The following is a 22010-nucleotide window of genomic DNA, read 5'->3' on the forward strand; positions in this document are numbered from 1 at the left end:
AAAAACGTTATACATGAGGATGATAGGCAAATAGTGCCGGAGCACCACCCGTATGAATAAACAACACCGGGCCTTCATCTTTAAAGCGTTTCTGGCTGATACCATCTATTAACCCGGCCATTGCTTTGCCGGTGTATACCGGGTCGAGCAAAATGCCTTCCAGTTCAGCAACCAATTTTACTGCATCATTGCCCGCCTGGTTTGGCATACCATATTCTGGAGCAAAATAGTCATCCCACAACAAAATGTCATCGCTGACATCGGCATCCAGTAACGCAGCCACTTCTTTTTGTAGTTTAACGACTTTAGGCTTTTGCTGCTCAACTGTGCGCGAAACCGTAACGCCTATCAATTCTGTACCGGGCATCGCCAGTTCCAGCCCAACAGCAAGCCCGGCATGGGTGCCCGCGCTACCAGAGGCAACAACAACGGAAGAAATACGTGCGGCTTCATCGCACTGCCCTGCTATTTCCAGCGCACTTTCTACATAACCCAAAGCACCCAGCGCATTCGAACCGCCAACCGGCACCACATAAGGCCTAAACCCTTGTGCTTCCAGGCGTTCAGCAATCTCCGCCAGTTGCGCATCAGGCGCATCCAGCGCGGCACACATTTCTACCTGCACATTAAAGAGATCCAGCAACAGCCGGTTACCGTTTGTCAGGTAGTTTTCAGCCTGAGTACCAATCGGGTTTTCCAGCAACGCGACACAATGTAACCCAAGTTTTGCGGCAACAGCGGCGGTCTGGCGTACATGGTTGGACTGAATGGCACCGGCAGTCACTAAAGTGTCTGCGCCTTCACGCAAGGCTTCAGCCGCCAGAAACTCCAGTTTACGCAGTTTATTACCACCCATTGCTAATGGCGTGGTGTCATCGCGTTTGATAAAAATTTCCCGTCCCAGGTGGTCAGATAAACGAGGTAAATATTCCAGCGCTGTTGGCGCTCCAATCAGTTCAAGGCGGGGAAAGCGGGTAAGATTTTGCAGGGACAAATTTTGCAGGGACATAGAGCCTCCGGGTTACCGGTAAAAGAGTCAGGCTATTGATTATGCTACAGGGCAACGCTGACAGACAGTTTCACAGCCAGAAACAATAAAAAAAGGTGCCACAGGCACCTTCCAGTGTTAATTCGCGCAGAACGCCAGGTTTACTTCGTTACGTCTGCACCAAACCATTTTTCTGACAGCGCTGGCAGGCTGCCATCTTTTTCCATATCAGCAATGGCGCTGTTAATGGCCTTGAGCAAATCATCATTGCCTTTGCGCAGAGCCACACCCGCTTCCTGACGTGAGAACGGCTGACCGGTAACGGCCAGGGTATCGTGAGTTTTCTTCACCAAATCCAGTGCTGCCAGACGGTCAACCAGAATGGCATCAATACGCCCAACACGCAGATCCTGGTATTTAGTCGGGTCATCATCATAAGTACGGATATCAACACCAGGCACATTTTCACGCAACCACTGTTCGTAGTTAGTGCCCAGGCCTACACCCACCCTTTTACCTTTAAGATCTGCCGCAGTTTTAATTTCACCGGCATTCGCTTTTTTCACCAGTGCCTGAATACCTGAAATGGTATAAGGCGTGGAAAAATCATATTTTTTCTCACGCTCTGGTGAAATCGTAACCTGATTAATCACGACATCAATACGTTTGGCATCCAGCGATGCCAGCATACCATCCCACTTAGTTGGTTTCAGATCTGCTTTTACGCCAAGGTGTTGTGCCAGCGCTTTAGCAAAATCAACTTCGAAACCAGCAAGCTTGCCATCTGCATCCTGGAAACTAAATGGAGGGTAAGTGCCTTCCAGCCCGACACGCAGTGTGCCGCGCTCTTTAATGGTATTGAGCAGGTTTTCAGCGGCAAAAGTTTTTACACTCATACCGGCCACCAGCGCAACCGCCATCATTCCCATTAAAGCCTGTCGGCCAAAGGTTGCTAATTTCATTATTAATCTCTTCCCAATGTGTAAATTGTGGTGCAGTTTAATGTCTGATTCAGATAAATCAAACACGGTCTGCTACAACTTATGCTTTTTTAGTATATAGCGGAAGTCGATTTATTTTCTGGCGGGTTATCCGGCAGTTGGTTTTTCTGTCGCAAATATTGCGCGTACTTACGTAAGGCAATTCGGTAGTTGTTGGGGCTGGTCGCAGGTAGCCACTGCTCAAGTGCTTCATCTGGCGTAAGATCACCAGCGAGCTCTTTAGGTACTTCTTTCTCTGCCAGGTAAGTTGCCAGGCGGCGCAAACGCACAACATATTCGCGAATAGTGCCATGGCTCATATCGGTTTGTTCGAACAGGTATTGTTTGAAGCCAATAATATCGAACCAGTCATTATGTTCGTTACAATGCAGGTCACTGCAAAAACGGCATAATGCAATCCAGTCTTGTTTGATGCTTTGCCATGTGGCTTCATCAATCAACGTATCCAGTTGAGCGATGGCGGTTTTATTGACAATTTCATCACGCCTGACCAGTGTAATCCTGTCCAACAACTTGCCACAGTGAGCACAGTGGGTCTGCGAGTGTTTGAAATCTTTAAGATAGCGGCTTAGCGGCCGTCTTTTGGGCTGGTGCACCGTCATGATAACTCCCTGGTATTAAGGTCTATGGGGCGGCTCTACCAGGATCATGACGGTGTGTCAGAATCTATAACTTACCCAGCTTAGTGCGTAATCGCTTAATCGCCTGACTGTGCAACTGACTAACCCGTGATTCACCAACTTCCAGTACAGCACCAATCTCTTTGAGGTTGAGCTCTTCCTGGTAGTACAGCGTCAACACCAGTTGTTCACGTTCCGGGAGTGATTCAATGGCCTCAGCCACACGCTCCCGCAAATCGCTGTTCAACAGTTGTTGCAGCGGGTTCTCTTGCTGGTGATCGTCGGTCACCAACTCGATGCTATCGCCATGCTCTTCACGCCACTCATCATATGAAAAGAGTTGGCTGTTATTTGTGTCGAGCAGCATCTGACGATACTCTTCGAGCGAAATACTCAGGCGTTCTGCAACTTCAATTTCCGTTGCATTGCGCCCCAGTTCCTGCTCCAGTTGCCCAATCGCCTGCGCGACTTCTCGTGCATTGCGCCGAACACTACGTGGGACCCAGTCCCGGCTGCGTAGTTCATCCAGCATAGCGCCACGAATACGTTGCACTGCGTAAGTGGTAAAAGCCGTTCCTTGCAGGGCGTCATAGCGTTCAACCGCACTCAACAACCCGATGCCGCCCGCCTGCAGCAAATCATCCAGTTCAACGCTCGCTGGCAATCGCACCTGGAGGCGCAATGCTTCGTGGCGCACCAGAGGTACATATCGCTGCCACAGCGAGTGTTTATCCATTACACCATCAGCGGTATAGAGTGAATTCACGATAAACAGCCCTGCGTTAATGAGTTATCGGCACCATTATCTGATTCTGGAGGGCATTTAATCCGATGAATAGTGGGATAAATGGGGGTTTATTTGCAGCTATATGATGTAAAAAACGAAAATAGAGAAAATTTTCAGTGAGTTACTGCGCCACTAAAGGCAATTTTGTTTAAAAAATGTTACGCAGGCCCCAAAATTGGCGTGTTTCCATCCAGTTATTCGGCATGATTACTCTCTGTACCCAATACGCGCCAAAAACGCAGACAGCACTGACTGGCCGCCAGATCACTGTTCCTTTTTTATAGCCCCGGTCACCGAATATCGGCGTTATTCGCATATCTCGCTGCATAAAGCACAACGCACAACGCAGCACTTATGTAAGCGGTACCCGAATTAGACGAACACAGCGCCATACTGCTTGCCAGACACTCGGTTACCAACAACGAACAAAGCCCTGCATTGCAGGGCCTTTGACTAAGCGACTGACTCATCACCCATAACTGTTATGAGGGAATGTATTTATACTTATCAATAAGCTGATTCAGTGAATCCATGTCCAGCCCTTTCTTGATTGTGAACACACCAGCGCTATCAATCTGTTTGACTACATCAAGGTAATTCAACACGATGTGATAATCAGGGCGGTTCCAGAAATCATGAATGAAAATATATGTCGTGTCTGCCGCATGCTTATGCTTCAGAGTGTGCTTAATCGTATTCAGAGTACAGGCAACACGGAAACGGCCATCAACCAGAATCAAATCAAACGGCTGGTCATGATGTAAAATTGCCTCGCTATAATCTGGGAATTTCGCACGATTTTTGTTATCTACCGGGTAGCCCCACTCTTTGGTTGGGCCGATATCGACAAAATCGACTTTGCACAACTCCCCTGTTTCCGATTTCAGCGTATCCACCCAGCGTTTATCGCTTTCAACACCAAAAACCTCGATGTTGTTGCGGACAGCCAGTTTCGTTGAGCCACCACTGCCAAATTCAAAGTAACGCGTAGATTGCTTGATAAAGTCTTCAAACAACCGGGCCTCATCTTCGGACATGCGTGGCATCTCAGGAATGATACTTGCTGGTTTTATCGGTTTAACCGGCTGAGGAATATGTACCGGGCTTGCTGCATCCATAGCAGATACCTGTGCCGCAGTTGTCTGCAATACTATGGATTGGTACTCATTAGCCCTTTCTTCTGAGCTCATCCTGATAAGTTGGCAAGAAACATCTTTCATTTCGTATGCTATATGCATCACAAAAGCCAGTTTCTCTCGACGAGAATTATCCAGTTGTACGCGTTTATCATACGTAGGTAAAAAGATAGCGTTGCATGCCGACAAACGGGATGACGGAAGCGCATTTTTTACATCACCCTGGTTGGTGCTGCCATAGGTGAAATTTTTAAATGCGTGAAAGACAAACCCGCAATCTGCTAATTGTTGCGCTATTTCGCCAAAGGATAATTGCCCTTCGTGAGTTGGAGAGAAGGAAACTTTGACATCAATCACCAGGCAGCCAGAAAGAATTTCACGGCCATGTTCAAAGACAGGTTGCAAATTAAAGGTATTATCTAAAATCAACCAGTCCAAAGAGTCCAGCCCATGAATAGCATCCAGCCTGGAGCTGGGAACGGTTATCTCGGTAACCACCCCACCCTGGTCATGGCTATTTTCCAGTGGTTTTAAATCACTGCTTAACATAGGGTCAAGGCATAAGTAGAACGGTACATTTGAGCCATCCCCCAACGCATGTAACTTAATATGCTGAATATTTCTACGGCGCAGTGGAAGGTGTTTTTCTTCAACAAGTCCAACCGGGTCCATAATAATGTTATACGTTGCATCAATCGCAGAGAGCGATTTGACACTCCCGGTAACAGTCAACCTGCCACCATAATCCAGCATGGAGACTTTCCCTGCTAAATTAAACTGGAATTCCGCTTTAACCTCAGCTTTGCTTCTCGTCACTTTAGTGGCAGGATGCTCCAGCTGTATACCCGAAGATTCTCCTGCAAATTGTGGTAAAGCAGAATCGCTTAATGTCAGGGCCGCTGGGCTAAGGCCATCACAATGACGTTGCCAAATAGCACGCATTGCATCTGAAAAATGTTGAGCAAAGTATTTACCATCGCATACAGGCGACGACATCAGGATATTGCGTAAGTTTTCCCGAATAACGGAGAGACTGTCTAAATCTGATGCCAGTTCCACACAAATACGCACATAGTTTTGCCAGTCTTCCGCAACCAACTCAGGCATGCCCGCATGCACCAAATGCGTAGCCGAATGGCGGCCAGCAAACGTAGGTCCAGGCATCGTCACGGCCGGTACGCCCATTGCCATGGCTTCACAGGTAGTCAAACCACCAGAATAGGGCCAGGGGTCCAGCGCGATATCCACATCGTGATAGGAGCGTAATAACTCTTCGTGGGGGGAAGAGCCTTCAATACGTAAACGTTCACGGGCAATACCCCAGGCTTCCATCTTGCTGTAAACATTTTCTTTAAGTGATGGGTACTTAAAGTTAAAACTTTTCAAAAACAGATGGGAATCCGGGATTAGCGTCAGGATTACCGCCCATTTTTCGAGAATCTCATCATTAATTTTTGAAGCATTATTAAAGCAGCCGAATGTAATAAAGCCATTTGTTTTGGCTGGGAGTGAGTTTAATTCGGGCAAATAAAACGGGGGGTCGTAACAAATATAGTCCCCGGGAAGCCGGATAAGTTTTTCTGTATACAGCTCATCAATCCCAGGAGGAGTCTGTACGGCATCACTCAACAAGTAATCGATTGTATCTAAACCGGTACTACTGATTAACCCCCCCACCCATTTTACTTGTACAGGCGCGGGAGCCAGCTGCATCGTTTGCATACGGCTATTTGAATTATAACCGCACAGGTCAAATAAGATGTCTATCTCATCTTCGCGAATAATCTCTGCAAGTGCGACCGGGCTTATGTGTTCAATTACCTGCCACTTGCCACACAGTTGCTGAATACGATGCGTTACATGGTCTTCTTTGTTGTTTGTACTGTAGGCATAAAATTCCATATGCGCTTCTGGTACATGTGATAAACCCACAGTAATCATGTTCCCCACTGGGTGAGAACGAAAACCATCAGAAATCATACCAATCCGCAGGCGCTTGCTTTTGGTTTTATCTGCAGCACTTATGCGCACCACCGGATTATCAGGCTTAAACTTTTCCTGCCACTCTTTGCACATGGCCAGTATATCTTGCGCACTCCGTGCAGGATTGTAGTGTGAACCTACAATCATATTGAAAAAGGCTGTAGGGTTTTCAACCACATGCTGGCAGGATTCCCGGTAATACGTGTCCATTTCATCAAAACGGCTCAGGTCCTGCATAATCATGCCCAGGTTATTCCAATACAACCAATAATCAGGGAGTTCCTTAACCAGGGCTTTAAATATAACTTCGGCTTCTTCGAATTTCTTTTGTTTCTGGAGGATAGTGCCATACAAAGCACGAAGTGGTCTGGATTCTGTATTACCAATACCATTAATTGCTCGGGTAATAAAACTCTCAGCTTCATCAAATCTGTCATTGCGATACAGCAGGTCGCTCTTCGCATACAGTGCTTCAACATATCCCGGCATCAATGTTAGTGCAGTATCAATACTTTTTTCAGCCTGATAAATATTCCCAAGCCGTTGATTCGCACGGCAAGAAATCACCCAAAGCAGCGGGTTTTCCGGATCTTTTGACAATAGAGCATCAACGATTTCATTACTTTCTGCGGGGCTCGTTTTTAATAAATCCACGGCCAACCGTATGCGATCATTAATGTTGCCTGACTTTTTTGTATCACCCTGAGAAATTGCAGCATTTGATTTTTTCATAGAGCCCGCTTAATACAAAGTAATAGATAACATAACTGAATGGTTTGCTGACCCTTTTCAGATCCCTGCCGCAAGTATAAAATTGACAAAAAAAAATAACGGGTAAAATACCCGTTATTTTTTATGCTATTTTGCCAGATTAAGTCAGGCTGATTACTGCAGTAAGGACAGTACCGTCTGCGGAACCTGGTTAGCTTTAGTCAGCACTGAGGTACCAGCCTGTTGCAGAATCTGCGCACGGCTCATGTTAGATACCTCGGTCGCGTAATCAGCATCTTCGATACGGCTACGCGCTGCAGTGATGTTGGTCACGGTGCTGGTCAGGTTGTTAACTGTTGATTCGAAGCGGTTCTGAGAAGCACCCAGGCTACTACGCAGGGAGTCAACATCAGAGATTGCTTTATCAATTTCAGCCAGCAAGCTGGTGGTTACAGTTGCAACAGTCGCGGTGCTACCTGTCGCTGCAGTGTAAGTTGCCAGGATACCGATTGAAGATGCACCAGTTGAACCTTCAGTGATACCAGACAGGCCTGCTGTAGTAAACAGAGTCGTGGAATCCATTTTCTTCAGGGAGATGCCGATAACTTCGTCGTCATTCGCGCCAACCTGAATGTTCAGAGTTTGGTCAGTAGACAGTACTTTCACGCCGTTGAAGCTGGTCTGTGCTGCTACACGGTTGATTTCTTTAACACGGTCCACGATTTCGTTGTTGATTGAAACCAGGTCATCACCAGAGTTAGTACCGTTGTTCGCCTGAACGGTCAGTTCACGGATACGTTGTAAGTTGGTGTTGATTTCGTTCAGCGCGCCTTCAGTCGTCTGAGCAACAGAAATACCGTCGTTAGCATTTCGTGCAGCCTGGGTCAGACCTTTAACCTGAGAGGTCATGCGGTTTGCAATTGCCTGACCAGCAGCATCGTCTTTTGCGCTGTTGATACGCAGGCCAGAAGACAGACGCTCGATTGCGGTGCTCAGCGAAGCCTGAGATTTGTTCAGGTTATTCTGAGTAGTCAGGGACAACAAGTTTGTATTGATGACTGCCATAATTTGTTTTCCTTCATGAAATTGGGTCTAGGTTCGGTGCCTAACACTCGCGGCGTCTCTCACCGTCATCAAGGGTATCGGCGAGCTTTTTGGCAACTTTAGAAAATTCAATAAAAAAAATGCAAATTGCTGTTTTTTAAGTAATTATTTAAACAAAATTGAATAAACCATCTTTTCCCTATCACAAATTGATATTTGCCAGTTACCGAACACTTATTACGTAAGTTAAATTTATTTCTTCTTTAATTTATATACGGTCACAATGTTGCTGTGCAAAAAGCACAATCAGAATATTAGCCACCATCCTTAGCGTCTTTTCATGTGATCATTTTTACTCAGCCACTGTAAACTTTTATTGTTTGTTGCCGATATGAGTCAGGACGACCACTGTTTAAAGGAAGATACATATGGCTACTATCAGTAATTTGGGGGTTGGTTCTGGCCTGGACCTGTCAACCCTGTATGACAATCTGCAAACAGCAGAAGAAACCAAGCTGACCACAATTACCGATCAGCAGACAAAGTATCAGTCACAGTTAAGTGCTTATGGCAAAATCCAGAGCGCGTTAACGACGTTACAAACGGCAACGACTGCACTGGCGACATCCACTACCTGGAACTCAACGTCAGTAAGTAGTACGAATACAGCGTTCAGTGCGACAACCACCAGTGAAGCAACTGTGGGGAGTTACACGCTTAACGTACAGCAGTTGGCAAAAGCACAAGTTCTAATGAGTGGGGCTTTTACCAGCAACAGTACGCAGTTGGGTGAAACAACAGGCACAACACGTACTCTGACAATTAGCCAGGCAGATACTGATACGCCGCTAACAGTAACATTGTCAGATTCAGATACATCGTTGCAGGGCATTGCAAACGCAATCAATAACGCGAATGGCAACGTTACAGCAACGATAGTAAAAGCAAGCGATTCTGATTACCGGTTAATGTTGACGTCGAAATCCACCGGTGCAGACTCGGCCATGACCGTTACAGTAACCGGTGATGATACGCTCCAGGCTGCTATTGGCTATGACTCATCAACCAGTACAGGTGCGTTAACCCAACAGACTGCAGCGCAGGATGCGATTGTGTCAGTCAACGGAATCAGCGTACAGCGCGATACAAATACAATTGATGATGCATTACCTGGCGTGACTTTAACATTAAGCGCTGTCAGTACATCCGATGAAACACTGACTATTTCACGAGCGACGGATGATAACAAAACAGCAATTACAACCTGGGTTAATGCCTACAACAGTTTGCAGACAACTCTGGCAAGCGTAACCAAGTATGTTGCTGTCGATGCTAACTCAGACAGCCAGTCCACTGATAATGGTGCGCTGGTTGGTGATTCAAATGTACGTTTTATTAAGTCGCAGTTAAGCGGCCTGCTCAGCACATCGCAGGATGGAACCTATGCCATCATGGCGCAGTTAGGTATAACTCAGGACCCGACCAGCGGAAAACTGGTTATCGATGACGATAAACTGACAGAAGCGCTTAGCGACAACCCTGATGCAGTCTCCAGCTATTTTATTGGCGATGGTGAAACTACAGGGTTTGCAACACAGCTCGATACTAAGTTGACTAACATGCTCAGTACGTCAACCGGTAGTGAAGGTATGATTCAGACGGCTCAGGACGGTATTAATGCCATCCTTGACTCCCTGAGCGATCGCTACGACGCCATGCAGGCCAGTATTGATGCAACAATGGAACGTTACAAAACCCAGTTTACAGCACTGGATACATTAATGAGCCAGTTGTCAGCGACATCAAGTTACCTGACTTCATTGTTCTCAAGCAGCTCATCAACGTCATCCAGTTCAAGTTCATGATGAAGCACCTGTAAGGCTATAAAGGTGAAATATGTACAATCGCAGTGGTGTTAAAGCCTATCAGCAAGTCGGGCTTGAAAGTGCCGTTATGAGTGCAAGCCCGCACCAACTGATTGTCTTGCTTTTCGATGGCGCACTGAGTGCCCTAATTAAGGCTAAGTTTTTTATTAGCCAGGGTGAAATCGAGAAGAAAGGAGCCGCACTCTCTCACTGTATCAATATCATTGATAGTGGCCTTAAAGCGGGCCTTGATTTAGAGGATGCCGACGAGCTTACCCTGAACCTGGCTTCACTTTATGACTATATGACGCGCCGTCTGTTGCATGCCAATTTGCATAACGATGTAGCTGCTATTGAAGAGGTTGAGCGTTTGCTGACCAATATTGCCGATGCATGGAAGCAAGTAAAACCATCCTATCAACCACTTCAGGGTGCCAGCTAATGAACACCACCAACTCATCTCTTTCTCTCTGGCATGCATTGCATGCCCTGAGCAAATCCATGCTCGACCTCGCCCATGAAGGAAAATGGGATGAGTTGATTGAACATGAAATTAAATATGTTCAATTGGTTGAAAGTATTGCTAAAAACCCGGTTCCGCCAGAGCAGATTCGCCTGGTGGAAGAAGCGAGGGATTTACTACGTGAAATTCTTTCAAACGAAGCCATGTTAAAGCAATTACTGCAAAGCCGAATGGGTGAACTGCGCAAATTAATTAGCCAGACAGGTAAACAAAAATCACTGGCCACAACGTACGGAAAGTTGTCACACAACATATTGATTCCAACAAACTTTAATCAGTGAGCGTGGAACCTGCATCCGGAACCTGACCAGAAAGTCTCCGCGCCTTCTGGTCAGACTAAGACCACATTATTCAGTTCGGTTGCACCACACTAAACTGTTCATATTTCGCCATTGCGGCCTGGCACTCCACTGTCGGTTGCGCAACACGTTTAAGCGTCATGCCCGCGTAGTCCAGCGTTTCGCCATCCAGTTCAACAGAATAAACATCCCGTTTCTGTGTCACATTATACAAAGAGTCACCACGCTGCATCAGCTTACCCGGCACAGCGATTACTCGCTGCCACTGGCGGCAATCCAGTGTATCGCCATCTTTGGTGACCACCAGGCTCGCTATCGCTTCCGGGCTGACCATTTTAGATTGCGGCCCTGCAGACTGCCAGTAACCCGCCAACCACTGGGGAGCAGGTGCTTTAACCACCTTTGCGTAATCATCAACCTGAACGCAACCGGCCAGCAAAAGTGCAGCGATAGCGGGTAACAGTGTGATTTTTTTCATCATATTTCCCACAAAAAAGAGAGTGTGTGTATTCTGGCACTAACCCGCTACAGATGCCAGCCTCCTGCTATACAGCGCTGTTGCCACCACGCTATTCACGCTTTACTGGCAAAAACTGGCGCAGGGCAAAATGCAGTAACCCCATAGCGCCGTGAGCAAAAATATAGACTTCAATCAGGCCGGTCAGAAATTTATGCCAGTGAATAACATTGAAGCCAACAACATACCCCATCAAATATAAAGCGACGCCAATAGCACCAGACAAAGCCACTAACAATAGTGCTCCCACACCTAAACCCTGAACGGTAGCGGCGATCCCTCCCGCAGAAGCCTCAGGCAGGCGAAAGTGTGCCAGAGTGCGTAAATCCTTCACTATTCCTGAAAAATCCCCCAGCAGCCAGGCATAGTAATAACGAAAACCGCGCAGAACCAGGACATAGAACAGTAATGCGAAACCCAGTATCACCAGTAGCGAACCGGCAATAATATGCAACCAGGTACATAAGAACACCAATAACCCGGCACTGACATCGCTGATAGCTTCCACTTCTGTCGCATTGCTATTAATAATTTGCCCAATGACCAGCACCGCTATCAGAATATGCACCACCCGTAAAAGCCGGGGCTGGGTTTCACCAAGGTAATGCCAGAATGTCCGTAACATTGTCGTGCCTCATAACGCTTCGATTGTGCGTTAAGAGTGGCGCAATAAACTTAAAAAAAACTTAGCACTCAATAAAAATAGCCTGCTACAACGGGTTTAGTTCGCCGGGTGGTAACTGCACTGCGCCGGGTCGAATACCTGATTCCAGTCACTCTTCATATTCACCACCACCCAGCCATAATGAGGTGCCAGGCTCAGCCCGTTAATTAATTTGCCGCTGGCGCTCGGGTGCGCGTCATAAGCGTATTCCCGTTGTGCGTCTGTATGGTGAATCAGCACACCCAGTGGTTTTACCTGTTTATTCGCCGAAGTGTACTGCAGCATGGGCACATCACCATCGCTGTTACCAAAGGCGGCCACCGGGCGGTGCCCCATAAACAGGTGAATGGAGACCGGTTTTTGGGCTTCGTCGTTATAAAACGCGCCTTTCATGGTTTTCTCTAATTGTGTGCCGTCATCGGTCAGGCGAAACTCGGTTAACGAGAATGACCCCACCACCTGCTCAGGGGGAATACCGTACATCTCCCCCGCTACCCGGCGCATAAAATCAATCCCGCCACCGGATATAATCCAGGTTTTAAAGCCCTTCTCACGCAGGTAATCCAGCAACTGGCGCATCGGTAAATACCCCAGCTTGTTGTACGGGCAGCCAAACCGCGGGTGGCGGTGGGAAGCCAGCCAGGCATCAACCCGCCGGTCAAACTCTTCCACCGGCATATTGCTGTGAGTGAGGGTAAGCAGTGTCATCAGCCCCTGCTGCCCGGCTTTTGCCAGGGCTGCCATATCGTGTTTCTGCGCGGCAATCACCACCGGGTTATCCTGCCATTCGGGGTGAGAGGGTGCCAGGCGGTTAACTTCATCCACTGCAAACTGTAACTGGAATGTCAGGGGGGCTTCCGGCCACAACGTGCCGTCATTGTCGAACACCACATAACGCTGGTTGACTGGGATAAAATCCGGGCCATCCTGCTGTGTACTTTGCGCCACCCAGCTAAGGATTTGCGCTTTGGCGGGCGATGCGTTCCAGGCGGATAGCGGCTCGTTTTCAGCACTCCATGCCATGAACGGGAGCAACACAACAGCCAGCGGTAATAAACGTATTTTCATTTTATTCTCCTGTGAGAAGGAATTTTATCCGGCAGAGGCACTTCGCCCCAGAAACCATGCCAGCGGTAACCCAATGTTTTACCCAAACGAATAAGTCGCAACCGCCCTTTCCAGGCGGCCAACACCCCGGCCATAATCACCGCCAGCCAAATGACCAGCGTTCCCCAGGGGAGTGGCGTACCCGCCCGAAGAGCCGTTTCAGCCCCGGCGGCCCGTGCGGGGGCAAAATCCCATGTTTTCCCCGGCAAACGGGCTTCCTGCCAGCGCTGCGTGGCGGTGTCCCACCAGCGCAGTACCACATCTGGCGCTGAAAGGCTCCCCGCCTGTTGCGGCTGGTAGCGCAGCCTCTCAACATATTCAATACCGGTTACGTCACCACGCCCCTGGGTAAGTACCCGGCTTTGTGGGGCCAGCCGTTGCGTGTCTGTACCGGCTAGCGCAAATAACAGCGGCGGTACCTGTGCCGGAATAATCCCCTGTGCGCGCAGTGTGACCTGGCGTTCAACCACATCACCCACATGCAGTTCACCGTCTTCAGTTGCCCGGTAAAGTTGCCAGTGTTGCTGCAAAGCCAGGTGTGATGCGGGCAGGAAGCGGTCCGGTTGCTCCACACCAGCGGGCCAGTGAACGGGTTGTGTCAGTGCAGGCAGGGTGGCTGTCGTCGGACCTTCCTGTACTGAAGGCTGAGTAATACTGATGGCAGGCAGCACCAGGTTGCCACCGTCAAAGGCCACCACCTGGCGGGACATGCGCACACCGCTCCAGGTGGTGTTCCCGCGTCGTCGGCTCAACAACTGGTTAGGCGGAGCATCTGTCAGCAACATGCCATTTTCTATTGGCATGGCCGATGGCCATTGTGGCGGTGGGTTAAACCAGCCGTCTGTCCACCAGGTCACCACCACCCGGGCCGGTTGCCCGGGCACCAGTTGGTCTGGAGCCACCAGTTCACGGGTAATTTCAGTGGCTGCCTGAGCACAACCGGCCAGGCACAACAGTAACCAGAAAAGTGCTTTTTTCATTGCGCCTCCTCTGGTGCCGCGTGATAGAGGTTTTCCAGCAGGCCTGCCGGGGAAATATCCAGCCTGTCATACCACTGGCTGAGCTGTGGGGCCGCAACAGTTGTGGGTTGACTCAGTTGCTGCTCCACGCCCTGCTCTTTGTCCAGATCATGTTTTATCGCATCCGGGTCAAAGTTTTGGTCACCGTCCTGCTCCGCCTGGCGGTCGCGTTCCTGTTTACGTAACTGCAGCACAATCGCGGCAATTTTCGCCCGGTTTGCCAGCGCCAGGTGCCAGCCGGGCCGCAGGCTCAATGCTTCGTCATAGCGGTTAAGTGCCTGCTGCCACTGTTTCAGTTGTGCGCAGGTGTTGCCCTGCCACACCAGCATATCCGGGCCGGGAGGCGCTTCACGAAATGCAGACAGCGCCGCGTTGTAGTCCTGCGCCATATAGAGTGCAATGCCCCGGCGCAGCGGGTCCTGGTAGTGCTGAGCGGCACTGGCATAATCACCGTGGTTAAACGCCATCTGGCCCTGCATGTCCGGGCTTACCCAGGCATCCAGCCAGCCACTGGCCGATGCCTGAGGGCTGAACCCACTAAAAGAAACTGACACCAGCACGGCGAGAAACCACTGTCGCCTGCCGGCAAGCAACACCAGTAAAAACGGGATAACCAGCCAGTAACCGCTGTTCAGCCAGTGCATATCGCTGCGGCTGTTCTGCTGCTGTGTCACGCTGTGTTGTACCTGGCGCACCACCGCATTCACATCGTCATTGTCGTGGCTGACAAGCGTTACGGGTATTCCGGCAGATTTCAGTTGGGTGAAACGCGCCACATTAAGGCGGGTTGTGCCCGTATCAGCCGCGAATGCTTCCGGTAACCGGCCACCGGCTGCCGTGCCAGGTACCCAGACCTGCAACGGTAACTCCCCTTCATGTTCACTCAACCACCGGGCATCCTGTGCAGTGAGGTTGTCCGCCACCAGTATCAGGCTGTGTGGCACTGTACTGTTGCGCGGAAAGCTGTTGTTTGCCAGTTGAACAGCGGCCTGTAACCCGCTGCCGTCGCCCTCCGGTAATTGTTCTGGGGTTTGGGCATTCAGAAATAAATTAAAAAAGGCCGGGTCATCGGTAAGCGGCACGGTGAGAAAGGCGCGGGAGCGGTACACCACCAGCCCGGTGCGGCTGCCGGGCAGTGCCTCAACCAGTTGTTGCAGTTTGCGCTGCATCTGCTGGTGGCGGCTGGGGGGAATATCCTGTGCCAGCATAGCGCTGTCCTGTTGCAGGATAACCATTACATTTGACTGCAGGCTCAGGCCGGACGGCTGCGCTTTCTGCCATGATGGCCCGGCCAGTGCCAGCATACCCAGCGCCCAGGCTACTGCAAGCCAGCCGTTTCGCCGCGACCGCTCACCGGTGACCAGCACACGGGCAAACGCGGGCGACATAATGCGGTACCAGGCACTGCTGCCAGCCCGCCCTGCCCACAGCAACAGCGGGCATAGCAGTAACCCGGCCAGCCACCAGGGCGACAGAAAGTGGAACGTGCCGGTCATAACCGCCTCCCCGCCATGGCGAATCCGGCCAGGCTGAACAGCAGCAACACAACCAGCGCACTACCCAGTGGCCAGGGGAACAGCGCCTGGCGCCAGGCATAGCCCTGGGTTTCCACCCGCGCCGGGGTCATGGCATCAATGGTCTGCCACACCTGAGCCAGGCGTGAAGCCGAGCTGCCTGCCTGCCAGAACTGGCCCCCGGTTTGCTGCGCAATGGTCTGTAACAGCGCCGTATCCACTTTATCCGGGCCGGTTGCCTGCGTATCGCCAAAGGCAATGGTGTGTACTTCCACATGGTGAGATACCGCCAGTTGTACCGCCATATCCGGCGCCAGCCGGGAAGCCGTGTCGTTACCGTCGGTTAATAAAATCGCCATCCGGCTGGCTCTGGCATCCACTCCGGTGTCCAGTAATTTCACGGCTACCGCCAGGGCATCGCCCACGGCGGTCTGTTGCCCGGCCATTCCTGCAGACAACTGGGTCACCCTTGCCAGCAACGCCTGCTTATCTTCACTGAGTGGCGCAAAGGGCCAGGCCTGCCCGGCGAAGATAACCAGCCCCATGCGGTCGGTTTTACGCCGGGTAATAAATTCCTGCACGGTGTGCTGTACTGCCTGCAAACGGGTTTGCCCACCAGCCCCGTCACGGGTGTCCATTGAGCCTGAAACATCCAGCACCAGAACAATGTTGCGCAGCGGTTTAATGATTTGTTGGGGAGGCAACAGGTATTCCGGGCGGGCCAGCGCACAAACAGCCAACAACCAGGCAAGCCAGAACCCGGCAACCTTCCAGCGCCGGGGGGCTCGTGGCGCGTCAGACAGTTGCAGTTCTGCCACCAGTTGCGGCAAAAAAGGAACACGCACCTGTGCTCCGGCATTGGGTGTTTTTCTGGCAAGCAGCCCGGTGAGAAATGGCAGAGGTAACAATAACCACGCCCAGGGCCAGGCAAAACTCAGACGGGAAAGGAGTTCAGACATCCGGTGTCTCCTTCAGCCATTGCGCTATCTGCCCCCGGATACGCGCATTGACAGGCTCTGGTAACCGGTTGTCTGGCTGGCAGTATCTTTCTGCCAGCGCTGTTACCAGGTCCGCATCAAGGGGCACCTGTGCCAGCACCTCCTCCACGCTCTGCAGGCGGCTGACTTCCGCGCGCGGATGGTGTACCAACAAAATACGCCGGACCACCTCCAGCCAGTCATCTGCATTATTCAGGTTGCGCGCCAGGGCTGATGCTTCACGGCGCCAGCGGTTGCGCCGCCAGCGGGCAACGCGGAACAGCCCCCAGACACCGGCTACCAGCGCCAGGCAAACAGCCAGCCAGTACCAGCCATCCGGCAACGGTAACCAGGAAACAGGTTGTGGCAACGCAGGCAACGCCAGCTCTGGTACGGTAAAGCCTTTATCCAGCATTTACACCCCCGGCCTGAGTTGGGGCAATAACGGCTCGCTCACCACCAACTGGTTAACCCGGCACCCCGTGCGCGCCAGCCGATTTTCCAGGGTCGCCAGGCGCCTGCTGGTCTGTTCGCGAATGCGTTGCTGCAAGGCAGGCGTTAGCGAAACCGTGGCACGCACCTGTTGGTAATACGCACCCAGTTCCCCACTGGCGGGCAAACGCAGGTGCAAATCATCCAGCAAAATAAAGGCGCTGACACTGCCACGGCGGCATAACCTTGCCAGCAGGGTTTCACAGGCAGGGTCCAGGTCATGAAAATCACTGATAAACGCCAGCCAGGTACCGGGCGGCATCATTTTATCCAGCCGGATCAGTACAGATAACAGCGTGACTGGCCCGGTGGTTCCGGACTGGTAACGCGCCGGCAGTGCAGCATTAAAGCTTTCCAGTGAAGCCAGCAGTGGGGGCAGACTGGCTGCCGGGCTGCGGCACGGAACCGGATGTAGATGGTCATCGCCAAAAACCAGGCTGCCCAGCCTGTCGCCATCGTGCCAGGCCCGCCAGGCCAGCAGCGCCGCGATTTGCGCAGCCGCAACAGATTTCATTTGCCCGCGGGTGGCGAAAAACATATCCAGCCGCTGGTCAGTACACACCAGCACCGGGCGTTCGCGCTCTTCGTTGTACAGCCGCACCCAGGGGGTCCGCAGCCGGGCAGTCGCCTGCCAGTCTATCAGGCGTACATCATCACCGGGCTGGTAACGGCGCAGGCTGTCGAAGTTAAGCCCACGCCCGGTCTGCCGGGCCACCCGCTCCCCGGCCTGCGCACCGGGAGGCAGCTGAGCCGGGGGGTTACGCAATTGCCGTGCCGCGGTTGCCAGCGACATTAACTGTTCACGGGTGACTGTGATTTCACCAGGCATCAGGCCACCACCGCATCCAGCAGCATCTGTACCGCATCATCGGCCGTAATGTTGTCGGCACTGGCCTGGTAACTGAGCAGCAGCCGGTGGCGCAGTACCGCCGGTGCCACGGTATGAATATCTTCCGGTAACACGGCATCGCGGCCAGACAACCAGGCCTGAGCACGGGCACAACGGTCCAGCGCCAGGGTGCCACGCGGGCTGACGCCCAGGGCCAGGTAGCTGGCGAATGCCTCACTGACCGCCGATGGCGTGCGGGTCATTGCTACCAGGTTGACTATGTATTCCTCCATGGCCGGTGCCACATACAGGCTGGCGATATCCCGCCAGCATGTGTTGATATCCGCCTGGCTCAGCACCACGTCAGGTTCGTTACTGGTCTGTGGCTTTTCACCCTGGTAGCGGGCCTGCTGTTCCTGGCGCACCAGTTGCATCACGCGCTGTTCATGCTCTTTACTGGGGTAACCCACCTGCACTTTCATCAAAAAGCGGTCGAGTTGGGCTTCCGGCAATGGCCAGGTCCCTTCCTGGTCGATGGGGTTTTGAGTTGCCATGACCATAAACACGCCGGGCAGCGGCCAGGTTTTCCCGGCCACCGTCACATGGCGCTCTTCCATGGCTTCCAGCAGGGCCGACTGCACCCTGGCGGAAGCCCGGTTGATTTCATCTGCCAGAATGATGTTGCCAAACACGGGGCCAGGCCGGAAGCGGAACTGGTCTTCCTCTCTGGTGGCCTGCTGCTGGTAAATTTCACTGCCGGTAATGTCTGAAGGCAGTAAATCCGGGGTGAACTGAATGCGGCGAAACTCCCCTTCAACATGTTCTGCCAGCGCCCGCACTGCGCGGGTTTTTGCCAGCCCCGGCAGCCCTTCGAGCAACACATGCCCATCGCACAGCAGGGCAATAACCAGCATCCGTACCAGATTCTCCTGCCCCAGAACCTGCCGGTTCATGGCAGCTTCCAGTGCCAGCATTTTTTCACGCAGCGTCATAACACCTTCTCCTGATCCGGGTGTTTCAGCAGCACGGCAATCCCGGCCAGAATGGGGGCCGAATAGTCAAAAAAGGCTTTGATGCCCGGGCAGAGGTAATTCAACCCGGCTTCACCATCTTTGGTGCGTACCAGGCGGTTTTTGGGGCACTCTCCCCAGCACAGTTTCAGGTGTGGGCAGCGTTTACAGTCGCCTGGCAGGGTATCGCGCTTGCCAAACCCGAAGGCTTTCTGGCGCTCTGAAATCGCCATATGAGCAAGGCGTGCATCCGCCAGGTTACCCAGCCGGTATTCCGGGTAAACGTAGTGGTCACAGGAAAAAATATCGCCATTTTTTTCAATAGCCAGCCCCTTCCCGCAGAACTCTGCAGTCACGCAGATTTGTGCTGGCATGCCCATGGTCTGGGCCACGGCCGTTTCAAACAGGTTAACCTGCACCCGCCCAAGGTCGTTATTCACCCACTCTTCGAAAACAGCAATCAGAAAGCGCCCCCACTCTTCTGGGTCTACTGACCAGTCGGTGACAATGGAATCCAGATCGCCAGGTTTTGCCCGCCGGGTACCGGTCACCGGAATGGAACCGTCTGGCCAAAACTGCGGTGCCGTTTGCTGAAATTCACGGGCTTCCACACAGGGGTTGAACTGGATATAAGTGACACCCAGTTCACGGGTCAGGAAGCGGTATACCTCCAGCGGGAAACGGGCATTGGTGTTATTGACGGTGACCAGGGCGTTAAAGGGCACCTGGTGGCGTTTCAGGGCTGCCACACCTTCCATCACGCGGGCAAAGGTGGGCTTACCGCTACGGGTGACCCGGTGGCGGTCATGGAGTTGTTCCGGGCCGTCTATCGATAACCCCACCAGAAAATGGTGCGCTTTCAGCCAGGCTGCCCACTCATCATTAAGCAACAGGCCGTTGGTTTGCAGGTCATTCTCAATACGCTGGCCGGGTTTCTGGTATTTTTTCTGGAAAGCCACCACTTTGTCGAACCAGGCAAGCCCCATCAGGGTGGGTTCGCCCCCCTGCCAGGAAAACACCACCTGGTCGCCATCCTGGCTGTCGATATACTGGCGGATAAAATTTTCCAGAACCTCGTCGGACATATCTTCGCGCCGGTTCTGGTGCAGCAGGTGCTCTTTGTGCAGGTAGAAACAGTAGGTGCAGTCGATATTGCAGCGTGAGCCGGTGGGTTTGGCCATCACATGGAAGCGCCGCTGGTACGCCGGGCCTTTGCCCTGATATTTTTCAGCTGAGGGTAAAGCGGTAACGGGCAGCGTGGTGCTGTGCTTCATAAAACCTCCGTTAACCGGGCAGTTCCCCTGCCCGGTTGTGGGTAACCCAATCAGTTCCTGACTGACATCCCTTCATCCAGCAATGTCTGGACATCGCCCACGGTGAAAGAGCCCGGTTTCTGGCGGGGTGGGAACTCTTTGAAGCTTGCCAGCATACTGGCGACATATTTCTGTGCGCCGCCCAGCAGGAAGGCACGGTTGTAGAACCAGGCGTTGTAATCCATGCCAGAATCGCCGCGTTCCAGCGGGTCCACTTCCAGGTCGAACAGCATCGGGGTGCGCAGGCGGGTGAACGGGTAACGCCACACATCAATGCCGGAGTGTTCCTGAATCATGAAGTGCGCTTTCCAGCGGCCATAACGCATGGCCAGCAGGTCGCCGTCATCACTCCAATAGAAGAACTCTTTACGCTGGTCTGGCCCTTTCCCGGTCAGGAAGTCGAGCTGGTTATAGCCGTCCAGGTGCACCTTGTAGGTGATAGTCGGCGTTTTATAGCCTTTGAGCAGTTGCTGTTTGATATCCGGGTCACCCGCCGCCGCTATCAGCGTAGGGAACCAGTCGTTGCTGGCGAAAATATCGTTGATGACGGTGCCCGGTTTAATATGCCCCGGCCATTTGATCATGGCAGGCACCCGGAAACCGCCTTCCCAGCCGGTATTTTTTTCACCACGGAACGGGGTCATCCCGGCATCAGGCCAGGTGGCAATCATGGGCCCGTTATCGGTGGTGTAGATAACAATGGTGTTATCTTCAATGCCGAGATCTTTAATCTTCTGCAGCACTTCACCGATCATTTTGTCATGCTCGACCATCCCGTCGGCATAGGTGCCCAGGCCGGTGACACCCTGGCTGTCCGGTTTCAGGTGGGTGTGGTTATGCATCCTGGTGGTGTTGAACCAGGCAAAGAATGGTTTCCCGGCTTTCACCTGGCGCGACATAAAGTCGTTGTTGGCGGCAAGGAACTCCTGGTCCACAGTTTCCATACGTTTCACGGTCAGCGGGCCGGTGTCTTCCACCTTGCCGTCGGCCGTGCTTTTCAGTACACCACGCGGGCCGAACTGTTTACGGAACTCAGGGTCTTTCGGGTAGTCCGGGTTTTCCGGCTCTTCTTCTGCATTCAGGTGATACAGGTTGCCGACAAACTCATCAAACCCGTGAGCGGTGGGCAGGAACTCATCCCGGTCGCCCAGGTGGTTTTTACCGAACTGGCCGGTGGCGTAGCCCAGTTGTTTCAAGACATTGGCAATGGTCGGGTCTTCTTTCTGGATCCCCTGTGGCGCGCCCGGCATCCCGACTTTACTCAGCCCGGTACGAAACGGCATCTGGCCGGTAATAAAAGCCGAGCGCCCGGCTGTGGAACTTTGTTCTGCATAGTAAGAGGTAAATTTCGCCCCCTCGGCAGCGATGCTGTCAATGTTCGGGGTTTGGTAGCCCATCATCCCCTGGTTATAGGTACTGAGGTTCCAGTAGCCAATGTCATCACCAAAAATAACGACAATGTTTGGCTTAGCCGGATTTTGCTCAGGCGCGGTTGGTGAAGTGCTTGCCGGGGCGGCATACACCGTGCTGGCACAACATACGACAGATAACGTGGCAGCTAACAGCGATTTACAAAACGGAATTTTTGTCATTTCTGTGCTCCGATTATCG

20 protein-coding genes are annotated in these 22010 nt (G+C 52.0%); 3 read left to right on the forward strand and 17 right to left on the reverse strand.

Going from position 1 to position 22010, the window contains the following annotated elements; genetic code table 11:
• Positions 1 to 7: 7 nt before the first annotated feature.
• From dcyD to LC084_RS08465, 6 genes are all read right to left on the reverse strand, one after another.
• Positions 8 to 994, reverse strand: coding sequence for a D-cysteine desulfhydrase (gene dcyD, locus LC084_RS08440; RefSeq protein WP_226571182.1), 987 nt, complete (start codon positions 992 to 994; stop codon positions 8 to 10).
• Between the two features lie 155 nt (positions 995 to 1149).
• Positions 1150 to 1950: a cystine ABC transporter substrate-binding protein gene (gene tcyJ / locus LC084_RS08445; protein WP_226570718.1), complete on the reverse strand. Its 801-nt coding sequence runs from the start codon at positions 1948 to 1950 to the stop codon at positions 1150 to 1152.
• An 89-nt stretch (positions 1951 to 2039) separates the two neighbouring features.
• Positions 2040 to 2591 (reverse strand): flagella biosynthesis regulatory protein FliZ, encoded by a 552-nt coding sequence (gene fliZ / locus LC084_RS08450; protein WP_226570719.1) that lies wholly within the window; start codon positions 2589 to 2591, stop codon positions 2040 to 2042.
• Between the two features lie 64 nt (positions 2592 to 2655).
• Positions 2656 to 3375 carry an RNA polymerase sigma factor FliA gene (locus LC084_RS08455; RefSeq protein WP_226570720.1) on the reverse strand — a complete coding sequence of 240 codons (720 nt, stop codon included), beginning with the start codon at positions 3373 to 3375 and terminating at the stop codon, positions 2656 to 2658.
• A gap of 503 nt (positions 3376 to 3878) precedes the next feature.
• On the reverse strand, positions 3879 to 7247 hold the full coding sequence (locus LC084_RS08460) for an O-linked N-acetylglucosamine transferase family protein (protein WP_226570721.1): 3369 nt from the start codon (positions 7245 to 7247) through the stop codon (positions 3879 to 3881).
• Between the two features lie 153 nt (positions 7248 to 7400).
• On the reverse strand, positions 7401 to 8291 hold the full coding sequence (locus LC084_RS08465; RefSeq protein WP_264193419.1) for a flagellin N-terminal helical domain-containing protein: 891 nt from the start codon (positions 8289 to 8291) through the stop codon (positions 7401 to 7403).
• A gap of 407 nt (positions 8292 to 8698) precedes the next feature.
• On the opposite strand from LC084_RS08465, the gene fliD reads away from it, so the two are divergent.
• From fliD to fliT, 3 genes are read left to right on the forward strand one after another with little or no spacing between them, the layout of a single operon-like run.
• Complete coding sequence (gene fliD / locus LC084_RS08470; protein ID WP_226570722.1) at positions 8699 to 10135, forward strand: flagellar filament capping protein FliD; 1437 nt, start codon at positions 8699 to 8701, stop codon at positions 10133 to 10135.
• A 31-nt stretch (positions 10136 to 10166) separates the two neighbouring features.
• The gene (gene fliS, locus LC084_RS08475) at positions 10167 to 10577 is read left to right on the forward strand and encodes a flagellar export chaperone FliS (protein WP_226570723.1); all 411 of its coding nucleotides are present in this window, start codon (positions 10167 to 10169) and stop codon (positions 10575 to 10577) included.
• Positions 10577 to 10939 (forward strand): flagella biosynthesis regulatory protein FliT, encoded by a 363-nt coding sequence (gene fliT, locus LC084_RS08480; RefSeq protein WP_226570724.1) that lies wholly within the window; start codon positions 10577 to 10579, stop codon positions 10937 to 10939. The genes fliS and fliT overlap by 1 nt, the downstream gene beginning before the upstream one ends.
• A 70-nt stretch (positions 10940 to 11009) precedes the next feature.
• Here the strand turns inward: fliT and yedD are convergent, their stop codons facing one another.
• The 11 genes from yedD to LC084_RS08535 form a co-directional block, all read right to left on the reverse strand.
• Entirely contained in the window at positions 11010 to 11438 is a 429-nt protein-coding gene (yedD, locus tag LC084_RS08485; RefSeq protein ID WP_404808341.1) for a lipoprotein YedD, read from the reverse strand.
• 88 nt (positions 11439 to 11526) lie between these two features.
• Positions 11527 to 12099 (reverse strand): cytochrome b/b6 domain-containing protein, encoded by a 573-nt coding sequence (locus LC084_RS08490; protein ID WP_226570725.1) that lies wholly within the window; start codon positions 12097 to 12099, stop codon positions 11527 to 11529.
• 96 nt (positions 12100 to 12195) lie between these two features.
• Entirely contained in the window at positions 12196 to 13206 is a 1011-nt protein-coding gene (locus LC084_RS08495) for an HAD family hydrolase (protein ID WP_226570726.1), read from the reverse strand.
• A complete protein-coding gene (locus LC084_RS08500; protein ID WP_226570727.1) occupies positions 13203 to 14225 on the reverse strand; it encodes an oxygen tolerance domain protein in 1023 nt (340 codons plus the stop codon). The genes LC084_RS08495 and LC084_RS08500 overlap by 4 nt, the downstream gene beginning before the upstream one ends.
• The gene (locus LC084_RS08505; protein WP_226570728.1) at positions 14222 to 15760 is read right to left on the reverse strand and encodes a vWA domain-containing protein; all 1539 of its coding nucleotides are present in this window, start codon (positions 15758 to 15760) and stop codon (positions 14222 to 14224) included. Before LC084_RS08505 ends, LC084_RS08500 begins: the two co-directional genes overlap by 4 nt.
• Positions 15757 to 16737 (reverse strand): VWA domain-containing protein, encoded by a 981-nt coding sequence (locus LC084_RS08510; protein ID WP_226570729.1) that lies wholly within the window; start codon positions 16735 to 16737, stop codon positions 15757 to 15759. Before LC084_RS08510 ends, LC084_RS08505 begins: the two co-directional genes overlap by 4 nt.
• A complete protein-coding gene (locus tag LC084_RS08515; protein ID WP_226570730.1) occupies positions 16730 to 17170 on the reverse strand; it encodes a DUF4381 family protein in 441 nt (146 codons plus the stop codon). Before LC084_RS08515 ends, LC084_RS08510 begins: the two co-directional genes overlap by 8 nt.
• Positions 17171 to 18076, reverse strand: coding sequence for a DUF58 domain-containing protein (locus LC084_RS08520; RefSeq protein WP_226570731.1), 906 nt, complete (start codon positions 18074 to 18076; stop codon positions 17171 to 17173).
• A complete protein-coding gene (locus LC084_RS08525) occupies positions 18076 to 19068 on the reverse strand; it encodes an AAA family ATPase (RefSeq protein WP_226570732.1) in 993 nt (330 codons plus the stop codon). Before LC084_RS08525 ends, LC084_RS08520 begins: the two co-directional genes overlap by 1 nt.
• On the reverse strand, positions 19065 to 20360 hold the full coding sequence (locus LC084_RS08530; protein ID WP_226570733.1) for an anaerobic sulfatase maturase: 1296 nt from the start codon (positions 20358 to 20360) through the stop codon (positions 19065 to 19067). Before LC084_RS08530 ends, LC084_RS08525 begins: the two co-directional genes overlap by 4 nt.
• Before the next feature lie 50 nt (positions 20361 to 20410).
• Positions 20411 to 21991 (reverse strand): arylsulfatase, encoded by a 1581-nt coding sequence (locus LC084_RS08535; protein ID WP_226570734.1) that lies wholly within the window; start codon positions 21989 to 21991, stop codon positions 20411 to 20413.
• Between the last annotated feature and the right edge of the window lie 19 nt (positions 21992 to 22010).

Origin of the sequence: Mangrovibacter yixingensis, assembly GCF_020523985.1 — a bacterium.
In the GTDB taxonomy this organism is placed as follows: Bacteria; Pseudomonadota; Gammaproteobacteria; order Enterobacterales; family Enterobacteriaceae; genus Mangrovibacter; species Mangrovibacter yixingensis.